A 24,242-nucleotide genomic window follows, 5' to 3' on the forward strand; every position below is an offset into this window, starting at 1 on the left:
AAGTATACTTATTCAACCCGACAGGTTTTCAAAACCTGTCGGGTTTAAATTTTAGATACTACAATTCAAATCTTTTTCCTTGTTCAGGATAAATAATTTTAATCTTTAAGTCATTTTGTTTTTGCAGCTGCTCTTTTAGTTTTGTAATATTCTTAACAGGTGGTTTGAGATGAGTCACGATAATAGGGAAACCATTCAAAGTACCTTTTCCTGCTAATTCTTCTAAAACATGAAGCTCTTTCATGAGATAATTTGGAGTAAGATGTCCGAATAAAAATTGATCCGGCTGTTCATTTGGGAAGGAAACCTCGATAAAAATACCTTTTAATTGTTTGCTTTTAACCAAAGGCGCAACTGAAGTCCAGAGCGACTTTAATTTGTCGTTTTTCTCTACAGCATCAGGACCGGTATCGCCCAGATAGAGAATATACGATTCTCCATTTTTAATTAAGAAGGCAGTGCTTTCAAACGGATTCACATGACTTAACGGAAATGCTTTTGCCATCATCGTGGTATTGGTAATCGGAATTTCTTCTCCTATATTTAAAGTCTGAAAATGGTATTTTTTTAATGGAGTTCCGGGACCTTTATCTCCAAAATTGGCCCAGGTCTGATCGTTGAAATAGTGACTTTCCATCATTTCCATACATTTTTCAGTGGCATAAACTGTCTTGGAAGAATCTGCGGGAGAGTTGATTATTAAACCTGAAACATGATCTAAATGTGCATGAGAAATAAAATACCCTTTGATGTATTTTCGCAATACTTCGCTGGTTGAAACCTTAAAAACCTTGTTTTCAATTGCTTTTTCAATTCCGGCATTCACAGTTCCGGCATCTAAACAGATAAAATCATTGGTATGAGTAGGGGCAACTAAATAAGCAGAAAGATTCTTCTCATCTATTCCTCCTTTTATGCCTAACGGAACCACTTGAAAGGAAGATTTTTGTTCTTTTTGAGAAAAGGCCTGAACTGAAATTAAAAGGAAACAGATTAAAAACCGGTTAAGAATAGACATATTAGAGTAATTTTAGTGCCACAAATTTCATCAATTAAGACGAATAAATCATGATAGAAAGCTGTAATTCATTTTAATTAAAGCTAAATTTACCTGATTTTAACAAATTAGTTTGGTCTATTTTCGGTCCGAAATAATATCTTTACATAAAAATATAACAATTTTAACAAAAAAAGTTACAATGACAACAATAGCATCACAGTTTGGAATGAATGAGGCTCTGGAAAAATTGGGCATCAAATCAATAAACGAAGGAACATCAACGGGGCTGGAGAATTTTTCTTCAGGAGAAATTTTAAACAGCTTTTCACCGGTTGATGGAAAATTAATAGCATCAGTAAAAATGTCGACGCCTGAGGATTATGAAAAAGTTATGCAGGCAGCTACAGAAGCTTTTAAAAGTTTTCGTTTAATTCCTGCACCACAACGTGGAGAAATTGTGCGTCAGTTTGGACAAAAGCTTCGTGACAATAAAGAAGCGCTTGGTAAGTTGGTTTCCTACGAAATGGGTAAATCATTGCAAGAAGGTTACGGTGAAGTACAGGAAATGATTGACATTTGTGATTTTGCAGTGGGTTTATCGCGTCAGCTTCACGGATTAACGATGCATTCAGAAAGACCGGGACATCGTATGTACGAGCAATACCATTCTTTAGGAGTTGTGGGAATCATTTCGGCGTTTAACTTTCCGGTAGCAGTTTGGTCCTGGAACACGGCTTTGGCGTGGATTTCCGGAGATGTTTGTGTTTGGAAACCTTCTGAAAAAACACCTCTTTGCGGGATTGCCTGTCAGAACATTATCGCTCAGGTGATCAAAGAAAATAATTTACCGGAAGGGATCTCTTGTTTGATCAACGGTGATTATAAAATAGGAGAATTAATGACAGCCGATACCAGAATCCCATTAGTTTCAGCTACAGGCTCAACCCGTATGGGGAAAATTGTAGCGCAGGCTGTTGCCGGACGTTTAGGGAAATCATTGTTAGAGTTAGGAGGAAACAATGCTATTATCGTTACTCCGGATGCCGATATTAAAATGACGGTTATTGGTGCTGTTTTCGGAGCTGTGGGTACAGCCGGACAACGTTGTACTTCAACACGCCGACTAATTATTCACGAAAGTATTTATGATAAAGTAAAAGATGCTTTGGTGGCGGCTTACAAACAATTAAGAATTGGAAACCCATTGGATGAAAACAATCATGTGGGACCACTTATTGATACACATGCGGTGGAGCAGTATGCTAAAGCATTAAACAAAGTAGTTGCCGAAGGAGGAAAAATCCTCGTGGAAGGTGGAGTTCTTTCTGGAGAAGGTTACGAAAGCGGCTGTTATGTAAAACCTGCAATTGCGGAGGCACAAAATTCATTTGAAATTGTACAACATGAAACATTTGCTCCGGTGTTGTATCTGATTAAATATTCGGGAGAGGTGGATAACGCGATCGATTTTCAAAACGGAGTTGCACAGGGATTATCATCAGCAATTATGACAAATAATTTGCGTGAAGCAGAAAGATTTTTATCAGTAGTGGGTTCTGATTGCGGAATTGCCAACGTAAATATCGGAACTTCTGGTGCTGAAATTGGAGGTGCTTTTGGTGGAGAAAAAGAAACCGGAGGCGGTCGTGAGTCAGGATCCGATGCCTGGAAAATTTACATGCGTCGTCAGACCAATACAATCAATTATACAACGAGTCTGCCTTTGGCACAAGGAATTAAATTTGATTTGTAATTTAATTTAACTCATTTAAAAAGCGCTTGTTTCAGATAAATGAAATAAGCGTTTTTTTATGTTCGATTTGTAGTAGTTTGTTTATTTTTGATTGAAAATTGGTATTAAATGAATCGAAAAATACTTTTATTGTTTTTGACAGCTTTTATGATAAGTTGTAGTAAAAAAACAGATGAAAAAACGGCAGTAGCGATTAAAGATACGTTGAATCAAAACACTTTTGAAGGAGAAGAGGACGGGTATGAAAGTGATGAATCTATAGTAACTTTAAAAGAACTTCAGTTTCCAAAAACTGGAAAAAGTATCCAGGATTTTGTTTTAGAACCTTGCGAAATAAAAATGCAAGCGGAAGGATTTTTAAATGATGACAACCTTAAAGATGTTGTAATTGTTTTGCAGAATACTAATGATAGCGCAGACTCACGTCCAACTTTGGTGCTTTTGCAGCAAGAAAGCGGAGGATATAAATTACAAGACCTTTCATGGGAAGCAGTAGGTCCGGAATATCCAGATTATTTTAGACTTGGTGATATTTCTATAGATTCTGAAAAGAAATTGCATATTTTGCTTGAGGGAATGGGACCAGCTGGTAATAGAGAAGCTGTATATAAGTATATAGATGATAAATTAGTTCTTATTAGTATTGGTACTTTTCATTCAGGTGCAGGTTCGTGGCTTACGAGTGAATATGATCTTATTTCAGGCAAATATGATCATGAAGTTACGAATACATTGCATGATAGTATGCCAAGTGAACATCAAATAGGAGAATTTAAATTGAAACGACAAATGTTATTTGCAAGAGATAATCCGGATACAATTGTAGAGACTCTTCCGCAGGCCAGTTGGTAAATTAAAAGTATATTATTTAAGATTTTGAAAATTAAAAGGCTTCCAAATTTGGAAGCCTTTTTGAATTTTAAACTATTGAGCGCTTTATTTTTTTAGTACAGTTTGATTGAACGAGCCTTCATTAGTATAAACTTTTACCAAGTAGGTACCCGAAATTAAGTTACTTACATCAATGCTTTCCACATTTTTGCTCACACTTTTTACTAAAGTTCCCGACATATTGTACACCTGAACTTTTTCTATACTTTGTACTGATTCGGAGAAGTATAAAACATCAGCAACCGGATTTGGATATAAAATCACTTTTGAAGTTTTTGATTCTGATGTGATTTCTGATGATGTTTGTGCCGTTCTTAACGTACTTCCGCTATTGTAATCCGTGCTGATGTAGAACAAATTAGCAACAGAACCTTTTGTAATGGTATTGGAACCCGCAGGGATAGTTGCGGATACAATTCCGGCAGATGCAGTGTACGAGACATTATTTACTTTAACGGTTCCAGTAAAGTTAGCATCAAAAACTAGGGTCAAAGTAGAAGGACTCGTAGTAGTATAGGTAACGGTAGTACTTGATTCTATTTTAAGACGTGCTGTAAGAGTTAATCCCGCATAGGTTACGGATCCGTTAGTTGAATTCATATTTCCGGTAATGGTATAAAAGGAACTTGTTTTTCCGGATGTTGTAAAGTTATGAATCTCATCTCCGGCAGGTGTTCCGGTAGTAACGCTAATAATTCCCGAACCTGTTGCTGGTGTTCCGGTTCCTATTGTAGCTATCGAATAGGATACGTTAGCAGTTGGAGTTCCTGTAATCGTGATCGTTTTGGCACTGGTATTTTTTACAAAACTAATTCCTGAAGCAGGCAATCCTGTAACTGTAGCATCTGTCGCATTTCCTCCCCAAGTGAAAACAATCGTTGCAATTGCGTTTCCGCTGGCAACCGTTTGACTGTTATTGTTTGTGGATGTGAGTGTTTGCGTGCCGGCTGTGGTTACCGTAATAGTTCCTGTACCCGTTGCCGGAGTTCCTGTTCCGGTAGTTGCGATAGAGTAGGAAACATTAGCCGTTGGAGTTCCGGTAATGGTGATTGTTTTGGCGCTTGCATTTTTTACAAAACTAATTCCTGATGCCGGCAAACCGGTAACCGTTGCATCCGTTGCGTCGCCTCCCCAAGTGAAAACAATTGTCCCAATAGCAGTACCGCTGGTTACAGTTTGATTGTTATTGGAAGTTGAAGTTAGGGTTTGAGAACTTGTAGGCGGATTGCCTTCCCCTTGTACAGCAACCAAAGCCCCTGTGTAATTGGTAAGTGCCGATTTAAGTGCCGTGATTACTATTGAAGAAGTATCATCGATACTATTGTCAAATGTCCATTTTAAATCACCTCCTGAAACACGTCCGGCGTATTGAGTTACTTTTGTTTTAGCAGTCGCCGGTTGTTCGATGGTTAAATTTTTTACGTATAGTGTAGCGTCTGTATCAAAATTATTATACGTATTTGCTCCGGATTTAGATTTAACAGCGCTGCTTATTGTTTCTCCCCTTGTCGTGGCAACATAAGCATCGAAGTCGGTTGTGGAGCTAATTTTTCCTGAAATATTGTATAACGGATTAGGATCATTGTAGGCTACAAAACGCATGTTATTAGTTCCGTTTGAAGCGTCAAAGGTATTGTTGAAAGCTTTAATTGATCCTCCAGCTTCACCTGAAAAGGTTCCCATAGTTCCGGCATTGTTTACCTGATTGGTTTCGTCCCAGATATCAGTTCCCTGCAAAGAAGTTAACATGGGGTGTTTACTGTTTCGGAAATAGTTTCCCTCCACGAATAACGAAGATCCTAATGTAGAACCCGAACCGTATTTGGCAACACCATCAAAATAATTGTTGTAAATGTGAGCAGAATAATAACGAACGCGGGGATGGCGCGAATCAGAGTGATCGAACCAGTTGTGGTGATAGGTGATGTACAAACCGCTTGTAGTGCCTTCGCTTAGACCCAAAAGACTTGCTTTTCCGTTGTCCCAAAAGTGATTGTAAGACAGAGTAATGTAAGTTGATGTTTTATTGTCTAAAGCTCCGTCTCCCTTAATTTGATCAGCATCGCTTCCCGCATTTCCGTAGAACAAATCACAGTTGTGCACCCAAACGTGGTCATTGTCTTGCTGCATGCCAACATTGTCACCTGCGGTACTGTTGCAGTTCATAAATCCAAGATTACTTACTTCAATGTTTGATGCCGATTTCAAACGTACGCCCCAGCCATTGGCAACAGCATCATTTCCAATTCCTTCGATCGTAAGATAACTGGCTGCATTGTTGGCATTTTCAATAACAACATCTCCGCCTTCCATCACAGACATGTCGGTAATATTTCCAATTAAACGAATGATAAACGGACGTGTATCTTTTCCTTTTTTGATGGCATACAATATGTTTTGTAAACCAACGCAAGGGTTTGCACTGGCTCCGGTGATATTCATCGAAATAGTGTTTTTGGTATTTTGCGTGATGTATAAAATAACTGCATTGTCTTTCGGAGTTCCGTCAGCTTTGTATCCTCCCGGAACGCGTCCGCCCTCAAAAGCAAATCCATTACGATCTTGGGCAGTAACGGTTAACGAACCTGTTGTTGAACCAGTACCTTCAGCACCCGAAATGACTGGTTTGATCTTAACGGTATAAGATCCCGCTTTTAGACCTGGAATGTCTGCACGAAAATAACTCCCGTAACTTCTGATCAATTGGTCGTCAATTTTTTTATCGGTGACTCCATTACCGGAGTAATACACATTGTAGGTTTGTGCATTGCTTACAGGTTGCCATTTAACAAATGCCGATTCAAGCCAACCCGAGGATTCGGTAATTTGGATTTGTTGTGCCCATAAGGGAACTGTAAGCAGTAAAAGCAGCAGAATAAGTAGGTTTTTTTTCATAATTGTGGTTTTTTGGTTAATAAAGTTTCTTGTGATTTTTTGGGTATTGATTCAACAAACAAATTTGTAATCGATTACACAAAAATATATTATTTTTCGATATGTGTAAAATATTTGTTATAAAAAAGTAAAAATGATAAAAAATTATACTTTTGAATATTGATAATGTAATAAATTGCATTAATTGTAATTTATTGCATAAACACGATAGATTTTGTGAAGTAGCATTTTTATTGCATTTGAGAGCATAATGGAGAGAAGAAAGCAAATGCAATAAAACCAAAATATAGATTTATAACATTTTGAGTAATTTATGTTATAGCGATAAAAAAGGCGTCTTTTCTATGTCTGTTGATGCCTTTTGAGTTTGAAAATTGTATCGATTTTACTTCTATTTTATTCCAATGTAATATGAAAATAGCACAATACAATTGGACTATATTGAATATACAATCCATATTAATCGTTTTTGAGATGAAAAAAGGAAGTAGTAGAGAAAGGGTGTCTGTCAACTTCCGCAGTATTGATTAGATAAAGTTTTAAAGCAGGCTGAAAGCTTAAAAACAGTAGTATAGTTTAACTTGGAGTTGGTACTATCCTGAAGAGGTAAGAGTATAAAAAAAAGCCTTTTGAATATTTCAAAAGGCTTTGGTTATGAGAAAAGGAAAGAATTAATCTTTGCTTGATAATTTTGATAATAGTCGTAAGAATTCAATGTACAACCAAACTAGTGTGATAATTAGTCCCATTGCACCATACCATTCCATAAATTTTGGCATTCTTTGTTGTACTCCTTTTTCGATTTGATCAAAGTCTAAGAATAAGTTTAACGCAGCAATAATAATCACAAAAACACTAATTCCGATACTCATCATTGAATTTCCATAGTGAACAGGAGTCCAGCTTGTGAATAAAGAAACTAACCATGAAATTAAATAATAGGTAGCAATTGCTAGGGTTGCCGCAACAACTACTGACTTAAATTGCTCTGTTACTTTTACAATTCTGAATTTATATAAACCAAGGCATACTAAAAAAGTAACCAGAGTTGCTCCAACGGCGTTAATTACAATTCCGGGATATTTGGCTTCAAAGATGGCTGAAATTCCTCCAATGAATAATCCCTCAAACAAAGCATAACCAGGAGCTAAATAAGGAGAAGCCTGAGGTTTGAAGGCTGAAATTACAACTAAAATTAGTCCAATGATGGCACCACCAATAGCAGGCAGCATCACATTCATACCATTAAATGCCATCCACCACGTTACCATAGCCGATCCGCATAAAATTAAAAACAAGATGGCCGTTTTGTTGATCGTACCGGACAAAGTCATCTCCTGATTGTAGTCGATAATTTGTGCCTGATGTACTTCTTCAGCTTTTGAAACAGCATTAGAGGAAAAATGCTTGTTGCTTAAAAATGGATTTTTTGAATTAAAGTTCATAATATAATTGGTTTTAAAAACTCATCAAATATAATCGATATTTTTTGATGTGCCTTTAATACTATGGAATTTTTAACAGTTCGGGGCGATTGTTCTGAAGCTTTATTCCTGTAAATAAAAAAGCCGTCAATGAAAATTGACGGCTCGTATTTTGATGTTGAAATTTTTATTTTAAAAGATCTAAAACTAAAGAAGGGAATAAACCTAAAGCAATGTTTAAAGCAATTGAAATTACTGCAACCGCATAAATAAGGAAAGGTTTTCCGGTACGCTCCTGATTCGGTTCTTTAGAGTACATCGCTAAGATTAGTTTGAAATAGTATCCAACACTAATAATGGAGTTGATAACCGCTACAATTACTAAAGCAATGTATCCTGCCTGAATGGTTTGGTTGAACAAGAATAATTTAGCAAAGAAACCAGAGAAAATAGGAATACCGGCCATAGACAACAACGAACCTGTAAGGATTGCCGCCAATAAAGGATTTGTTTTTCCTAAACCGTGGAAATTGGTAATATCTTCGTTATCCTGATTTTTGCACACATATAAAACAACACTAAATGCAGCGATTCCGGCCAATGCATAAGCAGCTGTGTAGTACAATAAAACACCTGCTGAGGTTGCTATCGTTAGCAAAGTCATTAACATAAAACCGGCATGCGAGATTCCTGAGAATGCCAGCATACGTTTTACATTTACCTGACGCAATGCCATTATATTTCCAACAGTCATAGAAGCGATCGAAACGATTACAACAATAGTTTCAAAAGTTCCTAAAAGATCCTGATTGTCTAGTGATGGAATGAAATTCAATGCAGAAACCAATTTATAAAGCGTAGCGATTGCTACAACTTTTGCCAAAGTACTCATTAAAGCAGTAGTCAACGCAGGAGAACCTTCGTAAACATCCGGAGCCCAGAAATGAAAAGGAACCGCTGCTACTTTGAACAACATACCAATAATCATCAAAATCATTCCGATTGGAAACCAGATTGGCAATTCGGCAGATAAAGAGACTTCGTGGATTTCAGCTACATCAAAAGTTCCCATTGCTCCGTAGATCAAACAAATTCCGAACAAAATGATTCCTGATGCAAAAGATCCCATTAAGAAATATTTCATACCCGCTTCATTACTTTTTAGATTCAAACGATCGCTCGCAGCCAAAACGTAAAGAGCAATAGACAGAATTTCAATTCCTAAGAAGAACATTGCTAAGTTTCCGAAAGAAACCATAGCGACTCCACCGGCTAATAAAAATACTTTGATCGCAACAAAATCCGAGATTTTGGTTGGATGATTTTCGTAAAAATTATGACTTAATGCTACCAGGAAAATGGTCAACACAATAAACAACGATGAAAATGTCACAGAGAACTTACTCACTGTAATCATATTGTTATAGTAACTTGCTGTTGATCCGAATTCGTAAAAGTTAAGCGCCAAAACACCTAGTAAACCAATGATGGTAATAGGAACAATGGCCTTTCTTAAATTAAGAATTTCAAACAATAGGCAAAAAATACCCAATCCTGTTATAGCTATTAATGTATTCATTTTTGTTTTTTTGATTTAGGAAATCTAAAACTAATGACGCCCTAATTTATTTTTATTTAAAATATTTTTTAATTTTTATTGATAACGTTCAGAATCGTTTCTAAACTTGGTGTAATCAAATCTGTAATTGGTTTTGGATAGAATCCGAAGAAAATCAACACTGCAATAATCGCTACTAATGAAATTCCTTCATTAACAGAAACATCTGCAAAAGTTTTCGAATTGGTTTCTCCCAACATTACATTTTGAAACATTTTAAGCATATAATAAGCTCCTAAAATAATAGTAGTTCCGCCTAAAACAGCAAACCAGATATTAATTTGAGAAAGACTATACAAAACAGTAAATTCTCCAACAAAGTTAAAAGTACTTGGTAAAGCAACAGAAGCCAATACCAAAATTAAAAACATTGAAGTGAATTTTGGAGATTGTGTACGGATACCGCCTAATTGTGAAATTTCTTTGGTTTCATATCTTCTAAAGATAATTTCGGCAGCATAAAATAAACCTACTACCACAAAACCGTGAGCAATCATTTGCAATACAGCTCCGCGTAAACCATCAATAGTTAGGGTGTAAGTTCCCGCAGCAATTAAACCAACGTGCGCCAAAGACGAGTAAGCCAATAATTTCTTCAAATCTTTTTGTCTTAAAGCTACAATTGATCCGTAGATCACACCAGCAATTCCAAGAGCGATAAAGATGTTCATGTATTCTTTTGCAGCCAATGGTGCAAGGGGTAATTGCCAACGAATAACACTGTACAATCCCATCTTTAACATAATACCGGATAAAAGCATTGTTCCAACCGTTGGTGCTTTTTGGTACACGTTTGCCTGCCAGGTATGGAAAGGAATGATTGGAATTTTAATAGCATACGCTAAAAAGAAGGCTAAGAATATCCATAATTGCTCGCAAGCTGATAAATTTAATTTGTACAAATCTTCAATTAAGAAGCTTCCGGCTTTTTGATACAAGTAGATAAAAGCAACTAACATGAATAAGGAACCTGCCAGTGTGTAGATAAAGAATTTAACTACTGCTTTTCTGCGTTCTTCAGCATCACCATTACCCCAGATAAGGGCAATAAAGTAAATTGGAATAAGCGCCAACTCCCAGAAAATATAGTATAAAAGACCGTCTGCTGCCAGGAACGTTCCTGTCATAGCAAAAGCCATAAATAAAATTAGAGCATAAAAACCTTTGGCATTTTTGTATTCGTTACCAAAAGAAGAGAATATAATAATTGGAGTTAAAGCTACTGTCAGCAAAAGCATCGCCATACCTAAACCATCTGCGTTTAGGGCAAATGAAATTTTAGGCTGAGTAATCCAGGTATTGATCAGACTGATATTCTCACCAGCTGAAAAATGATTTAATAAAACAATTGAACAACCTAAAGCCGCCAAACTAAAGAACAAAGCTACTTTTGATGCTAGCTTGTCACCAACAAAATAAGTGGCAAATGCACCAATTAGAAGAATAATTAATATAAGAGAAACGTTCATAGTTGTAAAATTATTTAGCTAAAAATATATAGGAAACAATGGCACAAAGCCCTAAAACAAATGCAAAAAGATATAATCCGATACTTCCGTTTTGTAATTTTTTACCTTGAAAAGCCAATTCGTTGGCTACTTTTCCTAATCCAAAAACAAGGGCAGATAGACCAGTTTCGATATAATCTCTGAAAAATCTTGATAATCCGTTGATAGAGCGAACGAAAATAGCATCGTAAGCTTCGTCTACATAATATTTGTTGTACAATACTTTTGTCAAGCCGGTAATGTTTTCGTCCGCTTCCGGAACATTATCCTGTTTGAAGTATTTCACATAAGCAATTAAAATACCTAACAATCCACCCAAAACAGCAATACCCATTAAAGTGTATTCTGTTGTGCCTAAATGATGTTCTTCGCCTGCTACTTTAGTGAAAAGAGGGGCTAGGTAACCATTTAACCAGCTGTTTCCAGGTAAACTGATCAATCCTCCAAAAGTAGCCAGAATAGCTAAAATCACTAATGGAAAAGTAATCAATCCGTCACTTTCGTGTAAGTGGTGTTTTTGCTCTTCGGTTCCTCTGAAATCTTTAAAGAAAGTAAGGAACATTAATCTGAACATATAAAATGCTGTCATGATAGAAGCAATAGATCCTACTACATAAAGAGGAATATTGTGATGGAACGCCGTTAATAAAATTTCGTCTTTAGAGAAGAAACCGGAGAAAAACGGAACACCTGAAATGGCTAATGATGAAATTAACATTGTCCAGAAAGTGATAGGCATCGCTTTACGCAAACCACCCATTTTACGCATATCCTGTTCTCCATGTAAACCATGAATTACAGATCCTGAACCTAAGAATAAACAAGCTTTGAAGAAAGCATGAGTAATTACGTGAAAAACGGCTACTTCATAAGCACCAAATCCTAAGGCCAAAAACATTAAACCTAATTGAGAAACGGTAGAGTAAGCCAATACTTTTTTGATATCGGTCTGAACCAAACCGATTGTTGCAGCAACTAATGAAGTTACAGCTCCAATAACAGCGATAACAGACTGAACATCCGGAGCTAAATCAAATACAAAATTCAAACGGGTAATCATAAAGATACCTGCTGTAACCATTGTCGCAGCGTGAATTAATGCAGATACCGGAGTTGGTCCTGCCATCGCATCAGGCAACCAGGTGTATAATGGAATTTGTGCTGATTTACCACAAGCTCCAATAAACAAACATAAAGCAGCTAATGAAAGCAATGGGATATTTAAGTTCGATGCTCCTGCGATTGCGGTTTTTAAAGTAGCATAATCTAAAGTTGAGAACATTGAACCTAGTATGAACATTCCGATTAATAAACCTAAATCTCCAATTCTGTTCATGATGAATGCTTTTTTCGCAGCATCATTGTAATCCTGGTTTTTGTGCCAGAATCCAATTAATAAGTAGGAACAAAGTCCAACACCTTCCCAACCGATGAATAAAACTAATAAGTTACTTCCCATTACAAGAGTAATCATGAAGAAAACGAACAGATTCAAATAAGCAAAAAACTTGTGCATATTCTCATCGTCGTGCATATAGCTGATAGAGTATAAATGAATCAGCGATCCGATACCGGTTACGAAAAGCAACCAAAGTAAAGACAACTGATCTAATAAAAATCCAAGATTGATCTTTAAATTACTAATTTGAATCCAGTCAAATAAAGTAACCTGAAGCGCTTGTTTGGTTTGGCTCACCTGATTGAAAAAGAAAAGAGTAACAGCAAAAGAAACCACTACAGCAGCAGTTCCGATGATTCCTGAAACGGTTTTTCCTAAGCTCTTGCCAAAGAAAACATTGATTAAAAATCCTAAAAAAGGAGATAAAACTAAAAGTAAAGCTAAATTGGTATCCATTTTTATTTATCCTTTTAAATTTTTTAAATTATCGATACTAATCGAACCTAAATTTCTAAAGATCGAAACTAAAATAGCCAATCCAACTGCAACTTCTGCTGCAGCAACTGCCATCGAAAAGAACACAAAGACTTGTCCCTGCGCATCCTGATGGTAAGTTGAAAAAGCAACAAATAAAAGGTTAACAGCATTCAACATGATTTCGATAGACATGAAAACGATAATAGCGTTTCGTCTGTACAATACACCAAAAATACCAATACAGAAAAGTACAACACTCAAAAAGATGTAGTTTTCAATACCTATTTGATTTAATATATTACCCATTATTTATTTAATTTTTCTTTTTTAGACAATAATACAGTTCCAATCATGGCTACTAAAAGCAGGATTGAAGCAAATTCAAACGGAACCATATATTCGTTCAGCAAAATTTTACCCAATACTTTGATTGATTGGAAATCTTCACCGGTTGAGTCGTATTCGCCAACAATTGGTTTAGAGTTGATAAAAATTGCGATTAATACGATGCAAATCAAACAAAAAGAGACAATGGCACCTAAGCGAGTAATTCTAGGGCGGTGCACTTCTTTTTGTTCGTTCAGGTTCATCAACATGATCGTAAACAGGAATAAAATCATAATTGCTCCCGAGTAGACTATGATGTGTACGATAGCCAAAAACTGAGAGTTTAATAGTAAATAATGACCGGCAATAGAGAAAAAACAAATCACTAAATAAATAGCACTGTGAATTGGGTTTCTGCTAAAAATAGTCAGGAAAGCGGTAATTACCGTAATAAACGCTAAGAAACAAAATATAATTTGTACAGTTGTTGCGTGTGCAAAATCGGGAATATGTATCATTTAGTTAGCATTATTAAGTTGAGCATTTTTGATAGCCACGTCAAGAGGCATCACTAATCTGTCTTTTCCAAAAATGAAATCTTCTCTTTCATAGCTTGAAGGTACCAAAACTTTTGAAGTCGTCAGGTAAATGGCGTCTTTTGGGCAGGCTTCTTCACATAGACCACAGAAAATGCAACGTAACATATTGATTTCGTAGATTGAAGCATATTTTTCTTCTCTGTACAAATGTTTCTCATCTGCCTTACGCTCAGCGGCTTTCATTGTGATCGCTTCTGCAGGGCATGATAAAGCACATAATCCGCAGGCAGTACAGTTTTCACGACCTTGTTCATCACGTTTCAATTGGTGCTGACCACGATAAACCGGACTCATTTCACGCACTTGTTCAGGGTAGTGAATCGTCACTTTTTTTCTGAATAAGTGTTTAAGTGTGATAAACAATCCTTTTACAATCGCCACAAGATACAATCGTTCCATAAAAGTCATCTCCTTGTTAGAGACCACCTTTTTTCTACCCGATAATGATATAGTTTCTATTGACATTTTTTAATGTATGATTTACGATTCACTATTTGTATGATACAAATTAAATCTGTTTTATTTTTGTTTTTAAGCTAATCCTGCTATCCGCTTTATCTTTTGTGGTGAACCCCACCACAAAAGGATGCCGCTGCTATCAGGGCTAGGGCATTACGGTTCTTAGAATCCTAAAGCTGCTGCGATATCGTGTCTTAATATTACAGCACCCGTAATCATAATGTTAATAATGGAAAGCGGAATTAAAATTCTCCAGCCTAAATTCATTAATTGGTCGTATCTGAATCTTGGAATCGTCCAACGTACCCACATATAGAAAAAGATGAAGAAACATATTTTAACAAACAAGACTACGATACCTAAAATATTTCCTGCGTTTACCCCTACATTATCAACCATCCATTGCATTCCGGGATAATTGTATCCACCAAAGAATAATACCGAGATAATAGTAGCTGAGATGAACATACTCGCATATTCAGCAAACAAATAGAATCCCATTTTCATCGAGGAGTATTCGGTATGATAACCTCCAATTAATTCGTTTTCACATTCTGCTAAGTCAAAAGGAGTTCTGTTGGTTTCAGCGAAAGAACAAATTAAGAAGATTAGAAAAGATAACGGCTGGTAAAAAACATTCCAGTTCATTCCTTGTTGTTGTAAGGAAATTTCTTTTAAGCTTAAAGTTCCGGTCATCATCAATAAAGCAATCATCGATAATCCCATGGCTACTTCATAAGAAACCATTTGTGAAGCTGCACGAACAGCTCCCATCAAAGAGAATTTATTGTTAGAAGCCCATCCACCAATCATGATACCATAAACTCCAACAGAAAGAACACCAAAAATATATAATAACGCGATATTGATATCAGTCGCCTGTAAATAAACATCACGGCCAAAAACATGTAATTTGTCCCCCCAAGGAATAACAGCACTGGTCATTAAAGCCGTACTCATTGCGATTCCGGGTCCTACGATAAATAAAAATTTATTTGGTGTATTTGGGAAAAACTCCTCTTTCGAGAATAATTTCATACCATCAGCAAGAGGTTGTAATAATCCTCCCCATCCGGCACGGTTTGGTCCTACACGGTCCTGTAAAAAAGCAGCAACTTTACGCTCAGCCCAGGTAGAATACATCGCCATAATCATAGTAATCGCAAAAACGACAACAATAACGACACTTTTTTCTATAATAAATGCACTTTCCATTTCTTAAGATTTTTTATCATTAGTAGTTAATGGAATTGCAGCCATACTAATTTTTTTACGATCAATATCTCTACCTAAAAGGATATTTTTCTCTGTATCGATTTCAACTTTCTCTAATTTTTGAGTGTAGTTGTTTTGGTTGATTACAGAATCTTTTTCAAATTCTCTTGGTCCTTCAATTACCCAGTCGCTTACATTTTTATGGTCAAAACGACAGCTGTTGCAAATGAATTCTTCTACTTCATGGTACTCGTCTTTACGACCGGTAACACGCTGAATTTCTCCTCCAAACATCCATACGGTTGTTTTACCACAACATCCCGGAGTCGTACATTCTCTGTGAGCATTAAAAGGTTTGTTGAACCATACTCTTGATTTGAAACGGAAAGTCTTATCGGTTAAAGCTCCAACCGGACAAACGTCGATCATGTTTCCTGAGAATTCATTGTCGATTGCTTTAGAAATTCCGGTCGAAATATTAGCGTGATCTCCACGATCTAATACCCCGTGAACTCTGTTGTCTGTCAATTGATCCGCAACTTGTACACATCTTTGACATAAGATACAACGGTTCATATGCAGTTGAATATTCGGACCGATATCTTCCGGTTCGAACGTTCTTTTTTCTTCAATAAAACGTGATTTTGGATTTCCGTGCTCAAAACTTAAGTTCTGAAGATCACATTCTCCTGCCTGATCACAAATAGGGCAATCCAGCGGGTGGTTGATCAATAAAAATTCCGTTACCGATTTACGGGCTTCTGTTACACGATCAGAAGATTTACTGTTCACTTCCATTCCGTCCATACATCCTGTTACGCAAGATGCCATTAATTTTGGCATTGGTCTTGGGTCAGCCTCACTACCTTTCGAAACTTCAACTAAACAACAACGACATTTTCCACCGCTGCCTTTTAATTTTGAGTAATAACACATGGCTGGCGGAACTAAATCTCCACCAATCATACGTGCAGCCTGCAGGATTGTTGTTCCTGGCTCTACGTCTATACTTTGACCGTCTATGGTTACTTTCATCTCTTACTTTTGTTTTTTTAGTTTCAGGTTTCAGGTTTCAGGCTTTCACTTGAAACTAAAAAAACTTAAAACTTTAAACTATATTTTTAAACTGTTTGTTTGCCTACTAAATGCTTCACTTGTGAGAAAGGTTCAGCAACAAAGTGATCTCTATTTTTAATTTTCTCCGGGAAACGAACGTGATATTCAAATTCATCTCTAAAGTGGCGAATCGCTGCGGCTACCGGCCATGAGGCTGCGTCACCAAGCGGACAAATCGTATTTCCTTCGATTTTACTCTGGATGCTCCACAATAATTCGATATCCTCTTCACGGCCCTGGCCGTTCTCGATTCTCCATAATATTTTTTCTAACCATCCTGTTCCTTCACGGCAAGGCGTACATTGTCCGCAAGATTCATGGTGGTAAAAACGGGCGAAATTCCAGGTATTACGAACCACACAAGCGGTGTCGTTGTACACAATAAATCCTCCTGAACCTAACATCGATCCGGTAGCAAAACCACCATCACTTAAAGATTCGTAAGTCATTAAACGGTCTTCACCGTTTGCTGTTTTAAAAATTAATTCAGCAGGTAAAATAGGCACCGAAGATCCTCCCGGAACAAACGCTTTTAAAGGTCTGCTGGAAGACATTCCGCCTAAGTACTCATCAGAATTCATGAATTCGTCAACACTTAAACCCAATTCAATTTCATAAACTCCCGGGTTTTTAATGTGTCCTGAAGCCGAAATCAATTTAGTTCCTGTCGAACGGCCAATTCCGATTTTTGCATAATCGTCACCGGAATTGTTCACAATCCATGGCACAGTAGCGATAGTTTCTACGTTGTTTACCACTGTTGGATTGGCCCAAAGTCCTGAAACCGCCGGGAAAGGTGGTTTAATACGAGGATTTCCTCTTTTACCTTCCAGAGATTCGATAAGTGCAGTTTCTTCTCCGCAAATATAAGCTCCGGCTCCACAGTGAACGTGTAACTCTAAATCGTAACCTGTACCTAATATATTTTTTCCTAACCAACCGGCAGCTTTAGCTTCGGCGATGGCTCTTTCTAATATTTTGAAAACCCACATATATTCTCCACGAATGTAGATATAAGACAGGTTAGCGCCTAAGGCATAACTTGAGGTAATCATTCCTTCGATCAATAGGTGAGGAATAAATTCCATCAAATAACGATCTTTGAAAGTTCCCGGTTCAGATTCGTCGGCGTTGCAGACTAAGTGTCTTGGTTTTCCTGATTTTTTATCAATAAAACTCCATTTCATTCCGGCAGGGAAACCTGCACCACCACGACCACGTAATCCTGATTTTTTTACTTCTTCAGTAACTTCATCCGGTGTAAGTGTTTTCAAAGCTTTTTCTACAGAGGCATATCCACCATTTTGGCGGTATACTTCGTAGGTTTTGATACCCGGAATGTTGATTTTATCTAATAATATTTTCTGTGACATCTTATTTATCGTGTAATATTATTTTATCATCTCTGCAATCAGCAATTAACTGATCGATTTTTTCTTCTGTCAATTTTTCTTTGTAGAAATCTCCCAACTGCATCATCGGAGCGTATCCGCAAGCGCCTAAACATTCTACACCGGCAATGGTAAACATTCCGTCCGGAGTGGTTTCTCCCATTTTGATGCCTAATTTCTCAGAAGTATAATCCATTAAATTCTCAGCACCATTTAAACAACAACAAGAAGTCTGGCAAAATTCGAACATGTATTTTCCAATTGGTTTTTGGTTGTACATGGTATAAAAAGTAACCACTTCGTAAACCTCAATTGGTTTGATGTGCAAAATTTCGGCAACTTTATCCTGTAACTCAATGCTTAACCAGTTGTCATGAGCGTCCTGCACTTCATGTAAAACAGGTAACAAAGCTGATTTTCTTCTGTCTTCAGGATAATGACTGATCAATTCATTGATGCGGGACATCAACGCTTCAGTCATGTTTATTTCTTGTTTGTAATGTTTTCGTTCCATTTTTATTTTAGATTTTAGATTTTGGATTTCAGATTTTTTCAATCTTTGTCCATAACCCATATTCTGCAATCTTTTTTAATTTTAGATTTCTGATTTTAGATTTTAGATTTTTCAATCTACAATCTGCAATCTAAAATCTACAATATCTTTACGCGTCTAATTCTCCTGCAATTACATTTAAACTGGATAGAATAACAATTGCATCCGAAAGTAAAGATCCTTTAATCATATCCGGATAAGCCTGGTAATAAATAAAACAAGGTCTTCTGAAATGTAATCTGTATGGCGTTCGGCTTCCGTCTGTAACCAAATAGAATCCTACTTCTCCATTACCTCCTTCAACCGGGTGGTAAATTTCTGCAACCGGTACAGGAACTTCTCCCATTACAATCTTAAAGTGATAAATTAAAGATTCCATCGAAGTGTAAACATCTTCTTTTGGAGGAAGGTAGTAGTCAGGAACTTCTGCATGGTATTCGTTTCCTGCCGGCATTTTAGCCAAAGCCTGACGAATAATGCTTAAACTTTCCCAAACTTCAGCATTACGAACACAGAAACGATCGTAAGTATCACCTGATTTTCCAACCGGGACAACAAAATCAAAATCTTCGTAAGAGGAGTAAGGTTGTGCTACACGAACGTCATAATCAACTCCCGCTGCACGTAAGTTTGGACCAGTAAATCCGTAAGCCATTGCTTGTTCTGCTGAGATAGCACCAACGTTTACGGTTCTGTCAAGGAAAATTCTGTTTCTTTCGAATAGGTTAACAAACTCTTGCCAGGCAACAGGGAATTCTTCTAAAAAGACGTCTAGTTTGCGGAAAGCTTCAGGTGACCAGTCTCTTTCGAAACCACCAATTCTTCCCATATTTGTTGTTAAACGAGCTCCACAAATTTCTTCGTAAATCTCATAAACTTTTTCTCTGAATTGAAAAACGTACAAGAAACCAGTATAAGCACCAGTATCTACACCCAGAATCGAGTTACAGATTAAGTGATCTGTAATACGGGCCAGCTCCATTACAATTACTCTAAGATACTGAGCTCTTTTTGGAACTTCAACTCCTAATAGTTTTTCTATAGTCATCCACCATCCCATATTGTTAATAGGAGAGGAGCAATAGTTCATTCGGTCAGTAAGAGGGGTAATCTGGTAAAAAGGGCGATTTTCGGCAATTTTTTCAAAAGCTCTGTGGATGTAACCGATTGTTGGTTCAGCCTCAAGTATTCTTTCACCATCCATCAACAGGATATTTTGAAAAATACCGTGAGTCGCCGGGTGTGTAGGACCTAAATTCAGTACCGAAAGTTCACTTCCGTCTTCGTTTAGCCTGTCCTTAATTATTTTAGCATATCGATGCTCTGGTGATAATAATAGTTCTGACATTTTATAATGTTGAATTATTTATTTTTAGCAATTTGTTGTTGTTCTTCCAAAGAATCTGTCGTCTTTATCAGTTCTTCCGCTGTCTTCCATTGGGAATTCTTTTCGCATTGGGAAAGACACCATTTCGTCCATATTCAAAATACGTTTCAATTGTGGGTGTCCAATAAAATTGACTCCGAAGAAATCGTATGTTTCTCTTTCCATCCAGTTTGAACTCAGGAAAATATTTGAAATGGTTTTGATCTCCGGTTTTTCACCGTTTAGATATACTTTGATTCGAATACGTTTGTTTTCGTACCAGTTGTGCAAATGATAAACAATAGCATACTGACGATCCGTTTCGTTGTCCGGATAATGAACACCGCATAAATCAGTTAGAAAGTGGAAGCGTAAATCGGAATCGTTTTTTAAAAAAAGAATCAGGGCAGTGATTTTATCAGCGGTAGTTTCCAATGAAAAAATATCTCTTTCCTGTTGAAAGTTAAAAACACTTGTGTCAAATGTTTCTGTAAGTTTATCTTGGATCAGGGTATTTTCTAAAGCCATCTTAAGTAATATTATATGAAGCTAGTAATTCTTGGTATTCAGGAGAGCTTCTGCGTCTTACAGATTCGCTTTTTACTAATTCCTGAAGTTTCATTACTCCGTCAACAATTTGTTCCGGTCTTGGAGGACATCCCGGTACGTAAACGTCAACTGGAATTACTTTGTCAATTCCTTGTAGAACAGAATAAGTATCGAAGATTCCGCCTGATGAAGCACAGGCTCCAACAGCAATTACCCAGCGAGGTTCAGACATTTGTTCGTAAACCTGTCTTAAAATAGGTGCCATTTTTTTTGAAATAGTTCCCATTACTAAAAGCATGTCTGCCTGACGAGGAGAGAAACTCACACGCTCAGAACCAAATCGTGCTAAATCGTAATGTGAAGCCATTGTTGCCATGAATTCGATACCACAGCATGAGGTTGCAAAAGGTAGTGGCCATAATGAATTGGCTCTTGCCAAACCTACAACATCATTCAGTTTTGTAGCGAAGAAACCTTCACCAGTAACTCCCTCCGGCGGCGCAACCATATTTACATTTGAATCGCTCATTTTTTATTTTAGATTTCTGATTTTAGATTTTAGATTGTTGAAACCTTAAAAAGTAAAATCAATTTTTTTAAATCAGTATTAAATTTAGTTTAAGATTAAATTTTAAATTTTAATTTTAGATGCTTAGATCTAAAATCAGAAATCTAAAATCTAAAATTTCTTTATTCCCAGTCTAAAGCTTTCTTTTTGATGATATAAAAGAAACCCACTAAAAGAAGCGACATGAAAACAATCATCTTAAGCATTCCTTCTACGCCTAATTCTTTAAAGTTTACTGCCCATGGGTAAAGGAAAATTACCTCTACGTCAAACAGTACAAATAAAATGGCTACAAGGAAATATTTTACAGAAAAAGGAATACGCGCGTTTCCAACAGATTCGATACCACATTCGAAGTTTTTATCTTTTACTTCAGAACTTCTTTTTGGACCTAATTTTCCGGAAATAACGATGGTTCCTGCGACAAAACCCACAGCCAAAATGAACTGCATTAAAATAGGAATGTAACTGTATTGATCAGATTGCATAAACTTAGCTTTTTTACTTAAAGAATAAGCCACAAAGATAACTTTCAACTCTGTAAATCACAAGCTAAAAAATGATTTAAGTGTACCCTGAAACCGCGTTAACAGCTAATTTTTATTGATTATAAATAAGATCCAAGGATTTTAGTATTTTTTTAAGATTTGAGCAAAAAAAAACGCCCCGATACTTCGGGACGTTTTGAAAACCATTCAGAGGCAAAAAAAATAAATTGCTATATTTTTCTTAGATTACTGCTACTTTAGCAGCAACTTTCCCTTTTCTTCCTTCTTCTTCTTCGTAGCTTACACGGTCTCCTTCGCGTAATTCTTCCGCGTTAATTCCTGAAGCGTGAACGAAGATGTCTTTTCCTGTTTCTTCGTCTGTAATGAATCCATAACCTTTAGACTCATTGAAAAATTTTACTGTACCTGTACGCATTGTAATTGTAATAATAATTTATAATAAAGCAAATGTAACATATAAATTCATACAAAAGACATATACCTGTTAAATTTTTGTAAAAATTATTGATTAACAGTCTTTTCGCTATTTATATTGCATCAAATTTGGTATGTGTATACTTTATTTGAGAATCATTAATTATTATAATTAAATGTTAAAAAAGTAGCTTATGTTTTACAAAAATTTCATATATTAAGCGGAGTTTGTTTTTTTAAGACTTGTTTTTGTGGGAAAAAGCCTGTATTTACTAGGGTTTCCTTTTGCGTTTTAAGATTTTATTAACACGAAAAAAGGGTAAAATGACGACAAAATGCATAAAAAAACGACAACTGAAACTTTTAGTTGTCGTTTTTTATTTTCTAAAAAAAAGAATAAAAATTATTTCAAATCCAATTTTATAGCAAGTTCTTTTAATTGAGCTTCATCGATTGCGGCAGGAGCATCGATCATCACATCACGTCCCGAATTGTTTTTTGGGAATGCAATAAAGTCTCTGATGGTTTCCTGACCTCCTAAGATGGCTACTAAACGGTCTAATCCAAAAGCTAAACCTCCGTGTGGTGGTGCGCCAAACTGGAAGGCGTCCATTAAGAAACCAAACTGTGCTTTGGCTTCTTCTTCAGTAAAGCCTAAATATTTGAACATTAATTGCTGTGTTGCTTTATCGTGAATACGAATCGAACCTCCGCCAATTTCATTTCCGTTTAACACCATATCGTAGGCGTTTGCGCGAACTTTCCCTGGTTCAGTTTCCAGCAATTGCATGTCTTCCGGTTTTGGAGAGGTAAACGGGTGGTGCATTGCATGGTAACGCCCTGATTCTTCGTCTAATTCCAATAGTGGAAAATCAATGACCCATAATGGTGCAAATACTTCCGGATTACGCAAGCCTAAACGGGTTGCCAGTTCCATACGAAGTGCCGAAAGCTGTGCACGGGTTTTATTGGCAGGTCCCGAAAGTACAAAGATCATGTCTCCCGGTTTTGCGCCCGTGATTTTTGCCCATTGGCCTAAATCATCCTGATCGTAAAATTTATCTACAGAAGATTTGTAAGTTCCGTCGTCGTTGCATTTGGCATATACCATTCCTGATGCTCCAACCTGAGGACGTTTTACCCAATCAATTAAGGCATCGATTTCTTTACGGGTATAGTTTCCTGCTCCCGGAACGGCAATACCTACTACTAATTCTGCAGCGTTGAATACCGGAAATTCTTTGTGTTGTGCAAACTCGTTTAATTCACCAAATTCCATTCCGAAACGAATGTCCGGTTTGTCATTTCCATATGTTTTCATAGCATAGTCGTAGGTAATTCTTGGGAATTTGTCTACTTCAATGCCTTTGATTTCTTTTAGTAAGTGTCTGGTCAGTCCTTCAAAAATATTTAAGATGTCTTCCTGCTCCACAAAGGCCATTTCGCAGTCAATTTGTGTAAACTCAGGCTGACGGTCCGCACGTAAATCTTCGTCACGGAAACATTTTACAATCTGAAAATATTTATCCATTCCACCCACCATCAATAATTGTTTGAAGGTTTGCGGTGATTGTGGCAAGGCATAAAATTGTCCTTCGTTCATACGGCTTGGTACAACGAAATCTCTGGCTCCTTCCGGAGTTGATTTGATAAGGTATGGAGTTTCTACTTCGCAGAAATCTAAGTCCGATAAATATTTACGAACTTCCATAGCTACTTTATGACGGAACAATAAACTGTTTTTTACAGGATTTCTTCTGATGTCTAAGTAACGGTATTTCATTCGGATATCTTCACCACCATCCGTTTCATCTTCGATTGTGAAAGGAGGTGTTAAAGCGGCATTCAGAATGGTTAGTTCCGATACTAAAATTTCGATTTCACCAGTTGGAATATTTTTATTCTTGGCTTCACGCTCAATTACGGTTCCTTTTACCTGAATTACAAATTCTCTTCCCAATGTTTTGGCAAGTTCAAAAACCGCTTTATCCGTACGGCTTTCGTCAAAAATAAGTTGTGTAATTCCATAACGGTCACGTAAATCAACCCAATTCATAAATCCTTTATCGCGTGATTTTTGAACCCAACCCGCTAGTGTAACTTCCGTGTTAATATTTGAGGCGTTTAATTCGCCACAATTATGACTTCTATACATGATCAAAATTTTAGACTGCAAAAGTAAACACAAAATTCAAATTAATATAGTAAAGT

Annotated in this window: 21 protein-coding genes; 2 read left to right on the forward strand and 19 right to left on the reverse strand. The window is 36.7% G+C overall.

Translation table 11 applies throughout. The features are described 5' to 3' along the window. Nucleotides 1–58 precede the first annotated feature (58 nt). The gene (locus M4I44_RS05480) at nt 59–1,018 is read right to left on the reverse strand and encodes an MBL fold metallo-hydrolase (RefSeq protein ID WP_249966734.1); all 960 of its coding nucleotides are present in this window, start codon (nt 1,016–1,018) and stop codon (nt 59–61) included. 181 nt (nt 1,019–1,199) lie between these two features. Here M4I44_RS05480 and M4I44_RS05485 point away from each other — a divergent pair, with 181 nt between their 5' ends. Both M4I44_RS05485 and M4I44_RS05490 read left to right on the forward strand, forming a co-directional pair. Next, nucleotides 1,200–2,753 (forward strand): aldehyde dehydrogenase family protein, encoded by a 1,554-nt coding sequence (locus M4I44_RS05485; protein WP_017494592.1) that lies wholly within the window; start codon nt 1,200–1,202, stop codon nt 2,751–2,753. A gap of 108 nt (nt 2,754–2,861) precedes the next feature. Further along, the gene (locus M4I44_RS05490) at nt 2,862–3,605 is read left to right on the forward strand and encodes a hypothetical protein (protein WP_249966735.1); all 744 of its coding nucleotides are present in this window, start codon (nt 2,862–2,864) and stop codon (nt 3,603–3,605) included. A gap of 84 nt (nt 3,606–3,689) precedes the next feature. On the opposite strand, the gene M4I44_RS05495 is transcribed toward M4I44_RS05490, so the two are convergent. The 18 genes from M4I44_RS05495 to aspS all read right to left on the reverse strand — a co-directional run bounded on the left by M4I44_RS05495 (nt 3,690) and on the right by aspS (nt 24,186). Continuing rightward, entirely contained in the window at nt 3,690–6,539 is a 2,850-nt protein-coding gene (locus M4I44_RS05495) for a T9SS type A sorting domain-containing protein (protein WP_249966736.1), read from the reverse strand. Between the two features lie 671 nt (nt 6,540–7,210). After that, nucleotides 7,211–7,984 (reverse strand): Bax inhibitor-1/YccA family protein, encoded by a 774-nt coding sequence (locus M4I44_RS05500; RefSeq protein ID WP_249966737.1) that lies wholly within the window; start codon nt 7,982–7,984, stop codon nt 7,211–7,213. A 166-nt stretch (nt 7,985–8,150) separates the two neighbouring features. Beyond that, nucleotides 8,151–9,542 carry an NADH-quinone oxidoreductase subunit N gene (locus M4I44_RS05505; RefSeq protein ID WP_070906116.1) on the reverse strand — a complete coding sequence of 464 codons (1,392 nt, stop codon included), beginning with the start codon at nt 9,540–9,542 and terminating at the stop codon, nt 8,151–8,153. 68 nt (nt 9,543–9,610) lie between these two features. After that, complete coding sequence (locus M4I44_RS05510; protein ID WP_249966738.1) at nt 9,611–11,050, reverse strand: NuoM family protein; 1,440 nt, start codon at nt 11,048–11,050, stop codon at nt 9,611–9,613. A 10-nt stretch (nt 11,051–11,060) separates the two neighbouring features. After that, entirely contained in the window at nt 11,061–12,944 is a 1,884-nt protein-coding gene (gene nuoL, locus M4I44_RS05515) for an NADH-quinone oxidoreductase subunit L (protein ID WP_249966739.1), read from the reverse strand. 6 nt (nt 12,945–12,950) lie between these two features. Continuing rightward, a complete protein-coding gene (nuoK, locus tag M4I44_RS05520; protein ID WP_017494599.1) occupies nt 12,951–13,271 on the reverse strand; it encodes an NADH-quinone oxidoreductase subunit NuoK in 321 nt (106 codons plus the stop codon). After that, nucleotides 13,271–13,810 (reverse strand): NADH-quinone oxidoreductase subunit J, encoded by a 540-nt coding sequence (locus M4I44_RS05525; RefSeq protein ID WP_017494600.1) that lies wholly within the window; start codon nt 13,808–13,810, stop codon nt 13,271–13,273. The genes nuoK and M4I44_RS05525 overlap by 1 nt, the downstream gene beginning before the upstream one ends. Further along, a complete protein-coding gene (locus M4I44_RS05530; RefSeq protein WP_026109775.1) occupies nt 13,811–14,356 on the reverse strand; it encodes an NADH-quinone oxidoreductase subunit I in 546 nt (181 codons plus the stop codon). A 156-nt stretch (nt 14,357–14,512) separates the two neighbouring features. Then, a complete protein-coding gene (gene nuoH, locus M4I44_RS05535) occupies nt 14,513–15,565 on the reverse strand; it encodes an NADH-quinone oxidoreductase subunit NuoH (protein WP_017494602.1) in 1,053 nt (350 codons plus the stop codon). A 3-nt stretch (nt 15,566–15,568) separates the two neighbouring features. Next, a complete protein-coding gene (locus tag M4I44_RS05540; RefSeq protein WP_017494603.1) occupies nt 15,569–16,600 on the reverse strand; it encodes a 2Fe-2S iron-sulfur cluster-binding protein in 1,032 nt (343 codons plus the stop codon). An 86-nt stretch (nt 16,601–16,686) separates the two neighbouring features. Beyond that, entirely contained in the window at nt 16,687–18,054 is a 1,368-nt protein-coding gene (nuoF, locus tag M4I44_RS05545) for an NADH-quinone oxidoreductase subunit NuoF (protein ID WP_017494604.1), read from the reverse strand. A 1-nt stretch (nt 18,055) separates the two neighbouring features. Further along, on the reverse strand, nt 18,056–18,586 hold the full coding sequence (locus M4I44_RS05550; protein ID WP_026109776.1) for an NAD(P)H-dependent oxidoreductase subunit E: 531 nt from the start codon (nt 18,584–18,586) through the stop codon (nt 18,056–18,058). 148 nt (nt 18,587–18,734) lie between these two features. After that, nucleotides 18,735–19,973 (reverse strand): NADH-quinone oxidoreductase subunit D, encoded by a 1,239-nt coding sequence (locus M4I44_RS05555; protein ID WP_249966741.1) that lies wholly within the window; start codon nt 19,971–19,973, stop codon nt 18,735–18,737. Nucleotides 19,974–19,997: 24 nt separating this feature from the next. Then, a complete protein-coding gene (locus M4I44_RS05560) occupies nt 19,998–20,519 on the reverse strand; it encodes an NADH-quinone oxidoreductase subunit C (RefSeq protein ID WP_017494607.1) in 522 nt (173 codons plus the stop codon). A 1-nt stretch (nt 20,520) separates the two neighbouring features. Beyond that, nucleotides 20,521–21,069 carry an NADH-quinone oxidoreductase subunit B gene (locus M4I44_RS05565; RefSeq protein WP_017494608.1) on the reverse strand — a complete coding sequence of 183 codons (549 nt, stop codon included), beginning with the start codon at nt 21,067–21,069 and terminating at the stop codon, nt 20,521–20,523. Nucleotides 21,070–21,230: 161 nt separating this feature from the next. Then, nucleotides 21,231–21,596 carry an NADH-quinone oxidoreductase subunit A gene (locus tag M4I44_RS05570; protein ID WP_026109777.1) on the reverse strand — a complete coding sequence of 122 codons (366 nt, stop codon included), beginning with the start codon at nt 21,594–21,596 and terminating at the stop codon, nt 21,231–21,233. A 241-nt stretch (nt 21,597–21,837) separates the two neighbouring features. Beyond that, nucleotides 21,838–22,032: a cold-shock protein gene (locus M4I44_RS05575; RefSeq protein ID WP_007137066.1), complete on the reverse strand. Its 195-nt coding sequence runs from the start codon at nt 22,030–22,032 to the stop codon at nt 21,838–21,840. 402 nt (nt 22,033–22,434) lie between these two features. Next, complete coding sequence (gene aspS / locus M4I44_RS05580; protein ID WP_017494610.1) at nt 22,435–24,186, reverse strand: aspartate--tRNA ligase; 1,752 nt, start codon at nt 24,184–24,186, stop codon at nt 22,435–22,437. Between the last annotated feature and the right edge of the window lie 56 nt (nt 24,187–24,242).

The organism is Flavobacterium sp. B183 (genome assembly GCF_023539155.1).
Lineage (GTDB): Bacteria > Bacteroidota > Bacteroidia > Flavobacteriales > Flavobacteriaceae > Flavobacterium > Flavobacterium tructae.

What these genes read in the sequence shown, in the direction of transcription:
- M4I44_RS05550 (WP_026109776.1), bottom strand. Translation starts at nt 18,586, where the DNA reads ATGGAACGAAAACATTACAAACAAGAAATAAACATGACTGAAGCGTTG.
- aspS (WP_017494610.1), bottom strand. Translation starts at nt 24,186, where the DNA reads ATGTATAGAAGTCATAATTGTGGCGAATTAAACGCCTCAAATATTAAC.
- M4I44_RS05540 (WP_017494603.1), bottom strand. Translation starts at nt 16,600, where the DNA reads ATGAAAGTAACCATAGACGGTCAAAGTATAGACGTAGAGCCAGGAACA.
- M4I44_RS05480 (WP_249966734.1), bottom strand. Translation starts at nt 1,018, where the DNA reads ATGTCTATTCTTAACCGGTTTTTAATCTGTTTCCTTTTAATTTCAGTT.
- M4I44_RS05490 (WP_249966735.1), top strand. Translation starts at nt 2,862, where the DNA reads ATGAATCGAAAAATACTTTTATTGTTTTTGACAGCTTTTATGATAAGT.
- M4I44_RS05510 (WP_249966738.1), bottom strand. Translation starts at nt 11,050, where the DNA reads ATGAACGTTTCTCTTATATTAATTATTCTTCTAATTGGTGCATTTGCC.
- M4I44_RS05495 (WP_249966736.1), bottom strand. Translation starts at nt 6,539, where the DNA reads ATGAAAAAAAACCTACTTATTCTGCTGCTTTTACTGCTTACAGTTCCC.
- nuoF (WP_017494604.1), bottom strand. Translation starts at nt 18,054, where the DNA reads ATGTCACAGAAAATATTATTAGATAAAATCAACATTCCGGGTATCAAA.
- M4I44_RS05565 (WP_017494608.1), bottom strand. Translation starts at nt 21,069, where the DNA reads ATGAGCGATTCAAATGTAAATATGGTTGCGCCGCCGGAGGGAGTTACT.
- M4I44_RS05500 (WP_249966737.1), bottom strand. Translation starts at nt 7,984, where the DNA reads ATGAACTTTAATTCAAAAAATCCATTTTTAAGCAACAAGCATTTTTCC.
- M4I44_RS05560 (WP_017494607.1), bottom strand. Translation starts at nt 20,519, where the DNA reads ATGGCTTTAGAAAATACCCTGATCCAAGATAAACTTACAGAAACATTT.
- M4I44_RS05505 (WP_070906116.1), bottom strand. Translation starts at nt 9,542, where the DNA reads ATGAATACATTAATAGCTATAACAGGATTGGGTATTTTTTGCCTATTG.
- M4I44_RS05555 (WP_249966741.1), bottom strand. Translation starts at nt 19,973, where the DNA reads ATGTCAGAACTATTATTATCACCAGAGCATCGATATGCTAAAATAATT.
- nuoL (WP_249966739.1), bottom strand. Translation starts at nt 12,944, where the DNA reads ATGGATACCAATTTAGCTTTACTTTTAGTTTTATCTCCTTTTTTAGGA.
- M4I44_RS05530 (WP_026109775.1), bottom strand. Translation starts at nt 14,356, where the DNA reads ATGTCAATAGAAACTATATCATTATCGGGTAGAAAAAAGGTGGTCTCT.
- M4I44_RS05525 (WP_017494600.1), bottom strand. Translation starts at nt 13,810, where the DNA reads ATGATACATATTCCCGATTTTGCACACGCAACAACTGTACAAATTATA.
- M4I44_RS05485 (WP_017494592.1), top strand. Translation starts at nt 1,200, where the DNA reads ATGACAACAATAGCATCACAGTTTGGAATGAATGAGGCTCTGGAAAAA.
- M4I44_RS05575 (WP_007137066.1), bottom strand. Translation starts at nt 22,032, where the DNA reads ATGCGTACAGGTACAGTAAAATTTTTCAATGAGTCTAAAGGTTATGGA.
- M4I44_RS05570 (WP_026109777.1), bottom strand. Translation starts at nt 21,596, where the DNA reads ATGCAATCTGATCAATACAGTTACATTCCTATTTTAATGCAGTTCATT.
- nuoH (WP_017494602.1), bottom strand. Translation starts at nt 15,565, where the DNA reads ATGGAAAGTGCATTTATTATAGAAAAAAGTGTCGTTATTGTTGTCGTT.
- nuoK (WP_017494599.1), bottom strand. Translation starts at nt 13,271, where the DNA reads ATGGGTAATATATTAAATCAAATAGGTATTGAAAACTACATCTTTTTG.